Origin of the sequence: Variovorax sp. AB1(2024) (assembly GCF_037482385.2) — a bacterium.
Taxonomy (GTDB): domain Bacteria; phylum Pseudomonadota; class Gammaproteobacteria; order Burkholderiales; family Burkholderiaceae_C; genus Variovorax.
The window spans coordinates 4865736-4878783 of sequence record NZ_JBBHKP020000001.1 but is presented as its reverse complement, the minus strand read 5'-3'; the positions used below and the strand labels follow the sequence as shown (position 1 = coordinate 4878783).

Below are 13048 nucleotides of genomic sequence, written 5' to 3'. Positions count from 1 at the left end.
ATTCCGGTTTGGAAGCGAATGACTTCCAAAATATATCTTCTGGATCGAATTGGAACTTCTAACATCCGGCGCATACCCTCACGACGGAGACAAAGTCTTGATTCACGCCTTCCTGCCGCCCCGCGCGGTCGTCCGCGAAGTGGGCCTGCGCGACGGCCTCCAGAGCATCGCCCGCGTGCTGCCCACCGAACGCAAGCTCGAATGGATCCGCGGCGCCCACGCGGCCGGCCAGCGCGAGATCGAAGTCGGCTCTTTCGTGCCGGCGCACCTGCTGCCGCAACTGGCCGACACCGCCGAACTGCTGGCTTATGCGAAGACGCTGCCGGGCCTGTTCGCGTCGGTGCTGGTGCCCAACCTCAAGGGCGCCGAGCGTGCCATCGCGGGCGAGGCCGACCTGATGATCGTGCCGCTGTCGGCCAGCCATGCGCACAGCCTTGCCAACCTGCGCAAGACGCCGGACGAGGTGGTGGCCGAGGTCGGCCGCATCCGCGCGGCACGCGACGCGGCGGGGTCGAAGACGCTGATCGACGGCGGCGTGGGCACGGCCTTCGGCTGCACGCTGCAGGGCCGTGTCGATCCCGACGAAGTGCTGCGGCTGATGCAGGCGCTGCTCGACGCCGGCGCCGACCGCGTGAGCCTGGCTGACACCGTCGGCTATGCCGATCCGGCGATGGTGCGCAGCCTGTTCGAGCGCGCGCTGCGCATCGCGGGCGACCGGCTGTGGTGCGGCCATTTCCACGACACCCGCGGCATGGGGCTCGCGAACGCGTATGCCGCGCTGGAGGTCGGCATCACGCGTTTCGACGCCTGCCTGGCCGGCATCGGCGGCTGCCCGCACGCGCCCGGCGCCAGCGGCAACGTCGACACGGAGGACCTGGTGTTCATGCTCCAGAGCATGGGCGTCGAGACCGGCGTCGACCTGCCGAAGCTGCTCGACCTGCGCCGCCGCGTGGCGGGCTGGCTCGATGGCGAAACGCTGCAGGGCACGGTGTGGCGGGCGGGTTTCCCCAAGACCTTTGCCGTGGTCGAGGGAGTCGCCGCATGAGCGCCACCGAAGAAAAGAAGCGCCTGCCGCTCGCGGGCATCCGCGTGGTCGAGTTCACCCACATGGTCATGGGCCCGACCTGCGGCATGGTGCTCGCGGACCTGGGGGCGGAAGTCATCAAGGTCGAGCCGATCGAGGGCGACCGCACCCGGCACCTGCTGGGCGCGGGCGCGGGCTTCTTTCCCATGTTCAACCGCAACAAGAAGAGCATCGCGCTCGACCTGCGCAACCCCCAGGGTCTGGAAGCCGCGCTGCGCCTGTGCGCCACGGCCGACGTGGTGGCGCAGAACTTCAAGCCCGGCACCATGGACAAGTACGGCCTGGGCTACGCCGCGCTCGGCAAGCTCAACCCGCGCCTCGTGTACGTCAACCACACCGGCTTCCTGCCCGGCCCCTACGAGCACCGCACCGCGCTCGACGAAGTGGTGCAGATGATGGGCGGGCTGGCCTACATGACCGGGCGCCCGGGCGATCCGCTGCGCGCAGGCACCAGCGTGAACGACATCATGGGCGGCATGTTCGGCGCCATTGGCGCCATTGCCGCGCTGATGCAGCGCGCCGAGACCGGCAAGGGACAGGAGGTGCAGTCCGCGCTGTTCGAGAACAACGTGTTCCTGGTCGGCCAGCACATGCTGCAGTACGCCATCACCGGCCAGGCCGCCGCGCCGATGCCGGAGCGCATCTCGGCCTGGGCGCTGTACGACGTGTTCACGGTGAAAGACGGCGAGCAGATCTTCCTGGCCGCGGTGAGCGACGCGCAATGGAAGACTTTCTGCGACGCGCTGGGCTTCGACGACCTGAAGGCCGACGCCGCACTGCAGACGAACAACGAGCGCGTGCGCGCGCGGCCCACCTTGCTGGCCGACTTGCGCGAGCGGCTGGCCGGGCGTTCGGCGTCGGAACTGTCGGCCATCTTCGAGGCCAACGGCCTGCCTTTCGCGCCGATCACGCGGCCCGAAGACCTCTATGCCGATCCGCACCTTAGGGCCACCGGCGGCCTCGTGGACATCCGCCTGCCCGACGGCGAGCGTGCCGGCGAAATGGCGCAGACGACGCTGTTCCCGATCACGCTCGGCGGCGAGCGCCTGGGCGTGCGCATGCATCCGCCGACGCTGGGCGAGCACACCCGCGAACTGCTGGCCGAACTGGGCTATGCGCGCGAGCAGGTCGATGAACTGCTTGCGGGCTCGGCGGTGGCCTGATCCACGCGCCGGCGCGAATTTTCAAAACCATAAAGAGAGACAAAGCCATGAGCGACAAGACATTCCTCCCGATGAACCGCCGCACGGTGCTGGGCCTCGGCGCCTGCGCCGCGGCGGTGGCCGCATGCCCGGCGCTCGCGCAGGGCTCGGACAAGCCGATCCGCTTCATCCTGCCGATCAGCGCCGGCTCCGGCGTCGACACAATCGTGCGCGCGGCGGCGCCCGCGCTCGGCAAGGCCTTCGGCCAGCCGGTGGTGATCGAGAACCTGCCGGGCGCCGGCGGCATCACCGGCGCGGCGGCCATCGTCAAGGCCGCGCCCGACGGGCTCTCGCTGGGCATGGTGTCGAACAACCACGTCATCAACCCGGCGGTGTTCAAGAAGATGCCCTTCGACGCGATCACCGACATCACACCCATCAGCGTGGTGGGCGCCACGCCGCTGGTGCTGGTGGCCAACCCGAAGCTGCCCGCAAAGAACGTGCAGGAGCTGATCGCGCTGCTGCGCGCCAAGCCCGGCGGCTACAACTACGCTTCGTCGGGCAACGGCACCATCATTCACCTGGCCGGCGAGATGTTCATGGACGAGGCCGGCGTGAAGGCACGGCACATCCCGTACAAGGGCACGGGCCCGATGGTCACGGACATGATCGGCGGGCAGGTCGAGATGGGCGTGGTGTCGCTGCCGGCGGTGCAGCCGCACATCAAGAGCGGCGCGCTGCGCGCCATCGGCCTGTGCGGCCCGACCCGTTCGCCGGCCGCGCCGGACATCGCGACCATCGCGGAGCAGGGGCTGCCCAACTACGCGGTCGAAGGCTGGTTCGCGGTGATCGGGCCGGCGAAGATGCAGGCCGCCGACGTGCAGCGCGTGCACGACGCGGTGGCGGCGGCCTTTACCAGCGCCGAGGTGAAAGAGGCAATGGACAAGCAGGGCAACGTCATCAAGCCCACCACGCCCGCGCAGGCCGCGGCGTATTTCCGCAGCGAGGCGGCGCGCTACGCGGCGCTGGTGAAGAAGGCGAACGTCGTCCTGGAATGAAGGATTCGCTCCTTCCCCTTCCGGGGGAAGGCTGGGATGGGGGCAGGCAGAGCGCCTTCAATGGGCGCCGCTTTGGGCATTGCACCAGGGCCTAGGCCGGACCGACCGCGCGGTAGAGCGCCCGCACGAAATCCGACTGCGTGATCATTCCCGTCAGGCGCTTTTCGCCGTCGATGATCGGGATGTGGTGGTGCCCGCCTTCGGAGAACAGCGGCACCAGGTCGACCACCGGCCGGTCGGCGCTGGCCACGCGCACCTGGCGCGTCATGATCTGGCCGACCACTTCGGGCTTGTTCGACATCACGGTGCGCGTGGCACGGATCAGCTCGCGCAGCCTGCCCGCGATGCCGTCGTGCTGCTGCAGGTCGAGCTGGCGGAAGAAGTCGGCCTGCGTGACGATGCCGACCACGCGGCGCGTGCGGTCCGTGACGGGCAGGGCCTTGATGCGGCGTTCGTGCATCAGCGCCCAGGCCTCCTGCAGCGGCGTGCCGAACTCCACCGAGATGGGCTCGCGCGACATGATGTCGGCGCAATGCAGCGTGCCGAGGCGGCGTTTGTACGACTCCAGCTCGGTCTGCTGGATCAACGATTCGAGGTCGTCGCGGCTGATGTCCAGCACCTGGTTGTAGCGGGCCAGCACGGCGTCGATGTCGGCCTGGCTGAAGCGCGCATCGGCCGCCGGCGGGCGCGCGACCTGTACGTGCGGATAGCGCCGGCCGGTGAGCGTGTTGTAGAGCACGCCCGCCAGCACCAGCAGCAGCGAGTTGGTGAAGAAGGGGAACAGCGCGGACGAGAAATGCGTGGTGTGCGTCAGCACCGCGAGCAGCGCCGCGGCGCCGCCGGGCGGGTGCAGGCAGCGCGCGCCGAACATCAGCGCGACGGCCAGTGCCACGGCCACGGCTGCGGCGATGGTCGGCTCGGGAATCCAGCTGGCGCAGGCGATGCCCACCACTGCCGACAGCGTGTTGCCCCCGATCACCGGCCAGGGCTGCGCCAGCGGGCTGGCCGGCACCGCGAACACCAGCACCGCGCTGGCGCCCAGCGGCGCGATCAGCCAGACGCTTGCGTGCAGCGGACCTGCCAGCCAGTGCGACAGCAGCGCCGCCGCCAGCAGGCCGAGGCCCGCGCCGGCCACTGCGCGCAGACGTTCGCGCGCATCGACGGTGGTGCGTGCCGGCAGCCAGGCGCGCGCGTGGGCCAGCAGGGCGTCGAACCGCATAGGAGCGTGCGCTGCCTGCTCAGCCTTCGTGCGCCACCATGCGCCCGATCTCGGGCCATCGGCCGTGCAGCCACACCCAGGCGACGAGTCCGATGGCGAGCATGGCCATGGAGGTCAGCGCCAGCGCGAGCGTGGAGTGCATCACCAGCGGCGCCACCGCGCCGGCCACGATGCCGTTGGCGGTGGAGCCGATCACCGCCTGCAGCGACGAGGCCATGCCGCGGCGCTCGGGGTGCAAATCGAGCACCAGCAGCGTGACCACCGGCACCATCAGCGCCCAGCCGAAGGCGAACACCGCCAGCGGCCACAGCGCCCATGCCACGTGCGCCTGGAAGAAGGTGTTGGCTACCACGTTGACCACCGAGGTGACCAGCATGATGAGAAAGCCGTCGCGGATCTGCCGCTTGGGCGCCACCTTGCCCGCCATGCGCCCGCTGGCGCGCGCGCCGAGCATGATGCCGCCGATGGTCAGCAGGAAGAACCAGAAGAACTGCTGCGGCTGCAGCGCGAGGTGGTCGCCGAGGGACGCGGGCGCGGCCAGCACGTAGAGGAACATGCCGTTGAAGGGCACGCCGCTGGCAAAGGCCAGCAGCAGGAAGCGCGGGTCGGAGCACAGGTCCCAGTAGCCGCGCATCAGGTGGCGCACCTGGAAGGGCTGGCGGTGGTCCTTGTGCAGTGTCTCGGGCAGCAGCTTGTAGTTGGCCGTGAACAGCACCACGCCCACCGCCACCAGGAACCAGAACACCGCATGCCAGCCCGCGTGCACGAACAGGAAGCCGCCCACGATGGGCGCGATGGCCGGCGCCACGCCGAAGTAGATCGTGACCTGGCTCATCACCCGCTGCGCCTCGGCGGGCGGGAACATGTCGCGGATCACCGCGCGCGAGACCACGATGCCCGCTCCGGTCGACAGTCCCTGCAGTCCGCGGAACAGCACCAGCTGCGTGATGTTCTGCGACAGCGCACAGCCCAGCGACGCCAGCGTGAACACCGCCAGCCCCCACAGCACCACCGGGCGGCGCCCGAAGCTGTCCGACAGCGCGCCGTGGAACAGGTTCATGAACGCGAAGCCGAACAGGTAGGCCGAGAGCGTCTGCTGCATCTCGGCCGGCGTGGCGCCGATCGACTGCGCGATGCCGGAGAACGCCGGGATGTAGGTGTCGATCGAGAAGGGCCCGAGCATGCCCAGCACGGCGAGCAGCACGGCAAGCGCCCAGCGCGGGGCCTGCCAGAGTTTGTCTGCATCGGGATTCATGGAAAGGCAGCTCCGTTGTACTTGTTGTCTGTCTACGAAAAAGAGAACGCCCGCCGCCCGTATGAGGGGCAAGGCGGGCGCTTTGGCTTCAGCGAACCCGGATTACAGGGTGTCGATGAAGCTGCGCAGCTTGTCCGAACGGCTCGGGTGCTTCAGCTTGCGCAGCGCCTTGGCTTCGATCTGGCGGATGCGCTCGCGGGTCACGTCGAACTGCTTGCCGACTTCTTCCAGCGTGTGGTCGGTCGACATTTCGATGCCGAAGCGCATGCGCAGCACCTTGGCTTCGCGCGGCGTGAGCGAGTCGAGGATGTCCTTGACCACGTCGCGCAGGCCGGCCTGCATGGCGGCTTCGATGGGCGCCGTGTTGCTGCTGTCCTCGATGAAATCGCCCAGGTGCGAATCGTCGTCGTCGCCGATGGGGGTTTCCATCGAGATCGGCTCCTTGGCGATCTTCATGATCTTGCGGATCTTGTCTTCAGGAATCTCCATCTTCGCGGCCAGGATGCCGGCGTCGGGCTCGAAGCCGAACTCCTGCAAGTGCTGGCGCGAAATGCGGTTCATCTTGTTGATCGTCTCGATCATGTGCACCGGGATGCGGATGGTGCGCGCCTGGTCGGCGATCGAGCGGGTGATGGCCTGGCGGATCCACCACGTCGCGTAGGTCGAGAATTTGTAGCCGCGACGGTATTCGAACTTGTCGACCGCCTTCATCAGGCCGATGTTGCCTTCCTGGATCAGGTCCAGGAACTGCAGGCCGCGGTTGGTGTACTTCTTGGCGATGGAGATCACGAGGCGCAGGTTGGCCTCGATCATTTCCTTCTTGGCATCGCGCGAAGACGATTCGCCTTCGTTCATGCGCTTGTTGATGTCCTTGAGCTGCGTGAGCGGCACCACCACGCGCGACTGGATGTCGGCGAGCTTCTGCTGCAGTTCCTGCACCGGCGGGATGTTGCGCCCGAGCACCGTGCTCCACGGCTTGCCGGCGGCGGCCTGCTTCTCGACCCACTTGAGGTTCAGCAGGTTGGACGGAACGACGTTGCCGTTCTTGTCGAAGCCGCTGAAGTCGCGGATGAACTCTTCCTGCGGGAAGCCGCACTTGTCCACGATGATGCGGCGCAGCTCGCGTTCCTTCTTGCGGACGTCGTCCACCTGCGTGCGCACCAGGTCGCACAGCTTCTCGATGGTGCGGGCGGTGAAGCGGATGGTCATCAGCTCGTCCGACATGGCCTGCTGGGCCTTGGCGTAAGCCGGCGTGCCGTAGCCTTCCTTGTCGTAGATCTTGTGGACCTTCTCGAACAGGGCGGCGATGCGGTCGAAGCGCTCGAGCGCGTCGCGCTTGAGTTCCTCGAGCTTCTTGGTCAGGGCCTTGGAGCCGCCCTTGCCGTCGTCGTCGTCTTCCTCGTCGAATTCGTCGAAGTCTTCCTCGGCGACGTAGTCGTCGGCCTCGTTGGGGTTCGAGAAGCCGTCGACGATGGTCGAGATGACGACCTTGCCTTCACGGATCTCGGCGGCCAGGCGCAGGATTTCGGCGATGGTGGCCGGGGAGGCCGAGATGGCTTCCATCATGGCCATCAGGCCGCCTTCGATGCGCTTGGCGATTTCGATTTCGCCTTCGCGGGTCAGCAGCTCGACCGTGCCCATTTCGCGCATGTACATGCGCACGGGGTCGGTGGTGCGGCCGAACTCGCTGTCCACCGTGGAAAGAGCCGCTTCGGCTTCTTCCTCGGCTTCTTCCACCGTGGTGGCGGTGGGCGCGGTGTTGTTCAGCAGCAGGGTCTCGGCGTCGGGCGTCTGCTCGTACACCGCCACGCCCATGTCGTTGAGCATGGTGACCACGACTTCCATGGTCTCGGCGTCGACCAGCTTGTCGGGCAAGTGGTCGGAGATTTCGCCGTGCGTGAGGTAGCCGCGGGTCTTGCCCAGCGTGATCAGGGTCTTCAGGCGCGAGCGGCGCTTGGCCAGGTCTTCTTCGGAGAGCACGGTCTCGTCGAGGCCGAACTCCTTCATCAAGGCGCGTTCCTTCGCCTTGCTGATCTTCATGCGCAGCGGCTTGACCTTCTCTTCGGTGGTCGTGGCTGCCGCGGGTTCGTCGCCGGCCAGGTCGTCCTCGATGTCCGACAGGTCGATGTCGCTCTCGGGCGCGTCCTTGTCAGCCTTGGGCTTGCGGCCGCGCTTGGCGCCGGTGGTGGCAGCGGCGCCGGCGGCCTTGGGCGGGCGCCCGACTTTCTTGGCGGCGGGAGCGGCGGCTTTTTTGGGATCGTCGAGAGAGGTCGATTTCGTGGGCACGGTTTTCACTTTCGTTGCGGCTGCCGATTTGGTTGCGGCGGCACCCGTCTTAGTTGCCGGCGACTGGCCGGCTTTCAACGGTTTTTCTGCTGCGGGCTTGGTGGCGACGCTTTTGGCAAGTGAAGGAGCAGGCTTCTTTGAACTGGGCATACGACCTCGTTACGGCAAGAAAAGACAAGCGGAATCACAGGCGCGCCGTCACGCGGACAGCGCCACCACGCCCGTGCACAGGCACGGACAAAACAATTGGGAAAGAGGAAGTGATTCCTCAACAGGCAAGATGTCGGGCGAACATTTGGTGTGCAGTCCTTGCGGTTATTGACCCTTTCCGCCGGAATTTACCGTTGGAGTGCGTTGCGCTAGGGGTCGGCCCGGAGGTGCTGCTGTCGCTCTTGCCTAATTTCGCCAGTTGCGAAGCCCTACATTATAGCGCGTTGCGCAAATTTCAAGCACTTTCTGTACCGGACGGGCGCAGGCGGTTGCGCAATTCGAGCCGGCGCGCCTCCAGCGCCTTGTAGCGCTCCAGGGCCTTCGGGTCCTTGCCCACGGCCGCGATGGCCTCGCTCTGCTGGGCTTTCAGGCGGTCGTCGAGCATGAAGTCGAGCACGCTGGTCAGCTCCTTGGCGGCGTCTGCCAGGTGCTGTTCTTCCTCGCCCTCGGGCACCGGTCCGGCTTCGGACACGGCCATGAGCCGCTCGGCCAGCGGCTCGAATTCGAGCCCGCGCAGGCCCTCGCGCAGCGCCGCCCAGGGCTGTACGCCGTGCTCGTGCAACTGGCTGTCGAGCCAGGTGAAGAGGGCGCCGTGGGCGCCGGGCAGCTCGCACAGCATCAGGTGCAGCTCGTGCGAAAGCGCCTCCCACTGCGCCATGTTCGACAGCAGCAGCCGCACCGCCACGTCGGGCCGGCTGGGCGGGGTGCCGCGGCCGCGCAGCGGCTCGATGGGCTCCTCGAACTTGCCGCCCCAGCGCTTGCCCTTGGTGAACTTGCGCTGCGGCTGGAACTTGGGCTTGCTATCGCTTTCATAGCGCGGCGGCTCGTATTCCTGAGGCGGCGGTATGTCGGGGTAGTAGTCGTCGCCGCCGCCCGTGTACATGGGCGGCTCGTTGTGGCGCTGTCCGGCGGAGGCGCCGCCAGGCTTGCGCGGGCCGGGCGTGGAGGCCCACAGTTCCGAGAGCGCCGCCGCGTCCAGCTGCACCAGCGTGGCGATCTCGCCCAGCAGCTGCCGCTTTAGCGCGCCGTCTGGCATGGCGCTCCAGAGCGGGCGCACGTTGCTGGTCATGTGGGCGCGGCCTTCGGCGGTGGTCAGGTCGCAGCCTTCGCGGGCGGCCTCGAGCATGAAGCGCGACAGCGGCGTGGATTCGGCCACGAAGCGGGCGAAGGCCTCGGCGCCGTGTTCGCGGATGAAGCTGTCGGGGTCGTGCTCGGCCGGCAGGAACAGAAACTTGATGCTGCGCACGTCGGTGGCGTAGGGCAGCGCGCCGTCGAGCGCCTTGCGCGCGGCGCGGCGGCCGGCGGCGTCGCCGTCGAAGCTGAACACCACCGATTCGGTGAAGCGGAAGAGCTTTTGCACATGCTCGCTCGTGCAGGCCGTGCCCAGCGTGGCCACCGCGTTCGGAAAGCCGAGCTGCGCCAGCGCCACCACGTCCATGTAGCCCTCGGTGACCAGTGCGTAGCCCCGGTCGCGGAAGGCGGCGCGGGCTTCATAGAGGCCGTAGAGCTCGCGGCCCTTGCTGAACACGGGCGTCTCGGGCGAGTTCAGGTACTTGGGCTTTTCGTCGCCCAGCACCCGGCCGCCGAAGCCGATGCATTCGCCCTTCACGTTGCGGATCGGGAACATCACGCGGTCGCGGAAGCGGTCGTAGCGCTTGGCTTCCTCCTCGCTGAGCTTGCCTTCCTCGTTGTTGACGATCACCAGCCCGCTCTCGGCGAGCAGCGGGTCGTCGTAGTCGGGGAACACGCTGGCCAGCGCGCGCCAGCCGGCCGGCGCATAGCCGATGCCGAACTGCTTGGCCACTTCGCCGGACACGCCCCGGCCCTTCAGGTATTCGATGGCGCCGGGCGCCTGGCGCAGGTGCTTGCGGTAGGCGTCGCCGGCCTTTTCGAGCACGTCGGTCAGCGTCGCCTGCTTCTGGCGCTGGCTGGCCGCGCGGGCGCGCTCGGCGGGGGAGGCGTCGTCTTCGGGCACCTGCAGGCCGTACTGCCCGGCCAGGTCATGCACCGCCTCGACGAAGCCCATGCCCGCATGCTCCATCAGGAAGCCGATGGCGTTGCCATGCACCCCGCAGCCGAAGCAGTGATAGAACTGCTTGGTCGGGCTGACGGAGAAAGAGGGCGATTTCTCGCCATGGAACGGGCACAGGCCCATGAAATTGGCGCCGGCCTTCTTGAGCTGCACATAGCGGCCGACGATCTCGACCACATCGGCGCGCGCGATGAGTTCCTGGATGAATGAAGCGGGGATGGTCATGTAGGCGAAGAGCGGCAAATCATACGCAAGCCGCCGAACGCCCGGGGCCGGGCGGCATACTGGCCGCGACCGAAATCCACGCATGACAATGTCCAACCCCTTGCAACATGCTGCTCCCGTGCTGCGCCACCCCGTGCGATTCGCCTGGGAAGCGCTGAAGGAGTTCCGCGCCAACCAGGGCCTGCTGCTCGCGGGCGCGGTGGCTTACTACGCGCTCCTGTCCATCGTGCCGCTGCTGATCGTCAGCGTGATCGCGCTGTCGCACGTCATCGAGCAGGCCGAATTGCTGCGCACCATCGGGCGGTACCTCGAATGGCTGCTGCCGGGGCAGTCGAAGGCCATCGTGGCCGAGCTGTCGAGCTTCCTGGATCACCGCGACGTGCTCGGGCCGGTGCTGCTGGTGACGATGATCTTCTTCAGCTCGCTGGCCTTCAGCGTGCTCGAGAGCGCAATGGCGGTGTTCTTCCACCACCGCAAGGCCGCACACAAGCGCCATTTCCTCGTGTCGGTGGCCATGCCGTACGTCTACATCCTGTGCCTTTGCGTGGGGCTGCTGCTGGTCACGCTGGTGTCGGGCGCGCTGCAGCTGGTGGGGCAGGAGAGCGTCGACCTGCTGGGCCACAGCTGGTCGCTGTCGGGCATTTCGGGGCTTCTGCTGTACCTGCTGGGGCTGGGCGGCGAGATCTTCATGCTGACCTCGCTCTACCTCGTGATGCCGGCCGGGCGCATGTCGCTGCGGCATGCGCTGCTGGGCGGCGTGACGGCCGCGCTGCTGTGGGAGGCCACGCGGCGCGTGCTGATCTGGTACTTCTCGACGCTGTCGCAGGTGAACGTGGTCTACGGCTCGCTCACCACGGCGATCGTGGTGCTGCTGAGCCTGGAAATTGCGGCCACCCTGGTGCTGCTGGGGGCCCAGGTGATCGCGCAGTACGAGCGCCTGGACCGCACCGGCAGCACCAAGCCGCCAGCCTCGGAGGTCAGCGGGGAGCCAATCGAATCGCTCCGTCCAGACGAATCACCTCGCCGTTGAGCATGTCGTTCTCGATGAGCTGAAAAACTCGAGATTCCCGGGCGAGGATTTCATCCGGATAAAAACTGATCCCGAAATTGAGCCCATGGCGCGTTACCATTGGTTTCAGTCTCCGCGTGCGGGCGCGATGAAATTTGCTGCGAGACGTTGCCTTCATCAGGCGCCTGCGTACGGCTTGACTTTTTCCATCCAGACCAAGAACTATGAGCATCCAAAGTATTTCAAAGCATGAGTTTGAGTCTCTTGGAATTGGGCGCGAAGGGCCATTCGTCATGCCCGAGAAAAGCTGGTTCAAAAGTACCGAGCTAGACCTTGCCGGAACTGTTTTCAAGGACCCGTTCGACAATGATTGGGCTTACGTCTTGTTGTCCAAAGAGGAGGACGGCGTCTATCGATACCACGATGGAGAGCACAGCCTTCCTAGTCGCGGCGAGGCAGAGGGACGGCTTCACACAAAAGCGCTTGGCATCGAGGCCACTGGTTCAATTACCGAAGAGTTGTACTCGGAGACCTCTGAGGTGCCGCCGGAGCCAGAGGAACATTCGGCTGGAGTCATCACGTCGATCGACGATGAGGTGAAAAAGTACTTCAAGAAGCATCCGGAAAAGTTGTACGAGATCACACCAAGGAAGTTTGAAGAGCTTGTGGCAAGCATCTTGAAAGACATGGGTTTTGAAGCCGAACTCACGCAGGCGACCCGCGATGGAGGAAGAGACATCATTGCCCATGTCAAGACAGCAGTTGGCAGCTTCCTGACGTACATCGAATGCAAGCGCTATGCTGCGGACAACAAGGTCGGAGTAGGAATTGTTCGTGAGGTAATCGGCGTCCATCACATTCGGAAGCCTGCAAAGAGCATCATCGTGACCACAAGCTTCTTCTCCAAAGATGCGGTCAAGGAAGCCGCGACGATGGAGAGCCAACTGGAACTAAAAGACTTCAACGACCTCAAGAAATGGTTGGAGGCCTATTGATGAACTGAGGGCTAGCTGCGAGCCTTCGCCATCAGCTTCTGAGCGTTCTTGAACAGCAGCACGTTGTCGCCATTGTTTTCCTTGGCGTCTTCCTTCTTGATGTTGTACTTGTCTTCCAAGGACTCCTGCATCTTCTGGAGCATGGTGACGGTCGCCATCGTCTCCTTAAGGATCGACATCTGGCTCTTGCGACGTTCAACGGCATCACGGTCGAACAGTTGATCGACCTTGATGAGAAGCAGACCCTGTAGCTCTTGGCAGAACTGACGAAGGATTTCGTTGATCGCCACGCCCAGCTGAGCGTGCATCTCCTTCTTCTCCTGGTACATCTTCTTCATGCGAGTGCGCTGAGCAGCAGCGTTCGCGTTCTCTTGGCTGCGGCGTCGGTTCTTCAACGCGAGTGCTGCCTTCTCTTCGATCTCCTTGGCCGCCTTCTCAGCCTTCGCCTTCGCGCGGTCCATGAGCGTTGTCTCCATCGCTTCCACGGCCGGCGTGAACTGCGAGAGGTTTACTTTCTCTTCCATCCCTGTCTC

Annotated in this window: 10 protein-coding genes and 2 pseudogenes; 6 read left to right on the top strand and 6 right to left on the bottom strand. The window is 65.9% G+C overall.

Annotated features, from left to right (window positions below):
• Positions 1-97: 97 nt before the first annotated feature.
• The 3 genes from WIX39_RS22830 to WIX39_RS22820 are packed head-to-tail and all read left to right on the top strand — an operon-like array spanning position 98 to position 3284.
• Complete coding sequence (locus WIX39_RS22830) at positions 98-1045, top strand: hydroxymethylglutaryl-CoA lyase (protein ID WP_106933851.1); 948 nt, start codon at positions 98-100, stop codon at positions 1043-1045.
• Positions 1042-2247 carry a CaiB/BaiF CoA transferase family protein gene (locus WIX39_RS22825; protein ID WP_409195909.1) on the top strand — a complete coding sequence of 402 codons (1206 nt, stop codon included), beginning with the start codon at positions 1042-1044 and terminating at the stop codon, positions 2245-2247. The genes WIX39_RS22830 and WIX39_RS22825 overlap by 4 nt, the downstream gene beginning before the upstream one ends.
• A gap of 47 nt (positions 2248-2294) precedes the next feature.
• Positions 2295-3284, top strand: coding sequence for a tripartite tricarboxylate transporter substrate binding protein (locus tag WIX39_RS22820; protein ID WP_409195908.1), 990 nt, complete (start codon positions 2295-2297; stop codon positions 3282-3284).
• A 91-nt stretch (positions 3285-3375) separates the two neighbouring features.
• Here WIX39_RS22820 and WIX39_RS22815 read toward each other — a convergent pair whose 3' ends face one another.
• The 3 genes from WIX39_RS22815 to rpoD all read right to left on the bottom strand — a co-directional run bounded on the left by WIX39_RS22815 (position 3376) and on the right by rpoD (position 8044).
• A complete protein-coding gene (locus tag WIX39_RS22815; protein ID WP_409195907.1) occupies positions 3376-4503 on the bottom strand; it encodes an HPP family protein in 1128 nt (375 codons plus the stop codon).
• A 19-nt stretch (positions 4504-4522) separates the two neighbouring features.
• Entirely contained in the window at positions 4523-5758 is a 1236-nt protein-coding gene (locus WIX39_RS22810; protein WP_409195906.1) for a multidrug effflux MFS transporter, read from the bottom strand.
• A 102-nt stretch (positions 5759-5860) separates the two neighbouring features.
• A complete protein-coding gene (gene rpoD, locus WIX39_RS22805; protein WP_234382454.1) occupies positions 5861-8044 on the bottom strand; it encodes an RNA polymerase sigma factor RpoD in 2184 nt (727 codons plus the stop codon).
• On the opposite strand from rpoD, the gene WIX39_RS22800 reads away from it, so the two are divergent.
• Positions 8037-8366, top strand: a complete 330-nt coding sequence (locus WIX39_RS22800) for a hypothetical protein (protein ID WP_234382456.1) — start codon at positions 8037-8039, stop codon at positions 8364-8366. The genes rpoD and WIX39_RS22800 overlap by 8 nt on opposite strands.
• A 123-nt stretch (positions 8367-8489) precedes the next feature.
• On the opposite strand, the gene dnaG is transcribed toward WIX39_RS22800, so the two are convergent.
• Positions 8490-10511: a DNA primase gene (gene dnaG, locus WIX39_RS22795; protein WP_106937392.1), complete on the bottom strand. Its 2022-nt coding sequence runs from the start codon at positions 10509-10511 to the stop codon at positions 8490-8492.
• 82 nt (positions 10512-10593) lie between these two features.
• Between dnaG and WIX39_RS22790 the strand changes: the two are divergent.
• Positions 10594-11436 (top strand): annotated as a pseudogene (locus tag WIX39_RS22790) (YihY/virulence factor BrkB family protein); the annotation flags it as partial.
• A 52-nt stretch (positions 11437-11488) separates the two neighbouring features.
• Here WIX39_RS22790 and WIX39_RS22785 read toward each other — a convergent pair.
• A pseudogene (locus WIX39_RS22785) lies at positions 11489-11569 on the bottom strand (3-hydroxyacyl-CoA dehydrogenase); the annotation flags it as partial.
• A gap of 175 nt (positions 11570-11744) precedes the next feature.
• Here WIX39_RS22785 and WIX39_RS22780 point away from each other — a divergent pair.
• Entirely contained in the window at positions 11745-12515 is a 771-nt protein-coding gene (locus tag WIX39_RS22780; RefSeq protein ID WP_409195905.1) for a restriction endonuclease, read from the top strand.
• 11 nt (positions 12516-12526) lie between these two features.
• Here the strand turns inward: WIX39_RS22780 and WIX39_RS22775 are convergent, their stop codons facing one another.
• Complete coding sequence (locus WIX39_RS22775; RefSeq protein WP_409195904.1) at positions 12527-13039, bottom strand: hypothetical protein; 513 nt, start codon at positions 13037-13039, stop codon at positions 12527-12529.
• Positions 13040-13048 lie beyond the last annotated feature (9 nt).

Excerpts from the sequence above, each read along its gene's own strand:
- WIX39_RS22825 (WP_409195909.1), top strand. The coding sequence starts at position 1,042 with ATGAGCGCCACCGAAGAAAAGAAGCGCCTGCCGCTCGCGGGCATCCGC.
- dnaG (WP_106937392.1), bottom strand. The coding sequence starts at position 10,511 with ATGACCATCCCCGCTTCATTCATCCAGGAACTCATCGCGCGCGCCGAT.
- WIX39_RS22810 (WP_409195906.1), bottom strand. The coding sequence starts at position 5,758 with ATGAATCCCGATGCAGACAAACTCTGGCAGGCCCCGCGCTGGGCGCTT.
- WIX39_RS22775 (WP_409195904.1), bottom strand. The coding sequence starts at position 13,039 with ATGGAAGAGAAAGTAAACCTCTCGCAGTTCACGCCGGCCGTGGAAGCG.
- WIX39_RS22820 (WP_409195908.1), top strand. The coding sequence starts at position 2,295 with ATGAGCGACAAGACATTCCTCCCGATGAACCGCCGCACGGTGCTGGGC.
- WIX39_RS22780 (WP_409195905.1), top strand. The coding sequence starts at position 11,745 with ATGAGCATCCAAAGTATTTCAAAGCATGAGTTTGAGTCTCTTGGAATT.
- WIX39_RS22815 (WP_409195907.1), bottom strand. The coding sequence starts at position 4,503 with ATGCGGTTCGACGCCCTGCTGGCCCACGCGCGCGCCTGGCTGCCGGCA.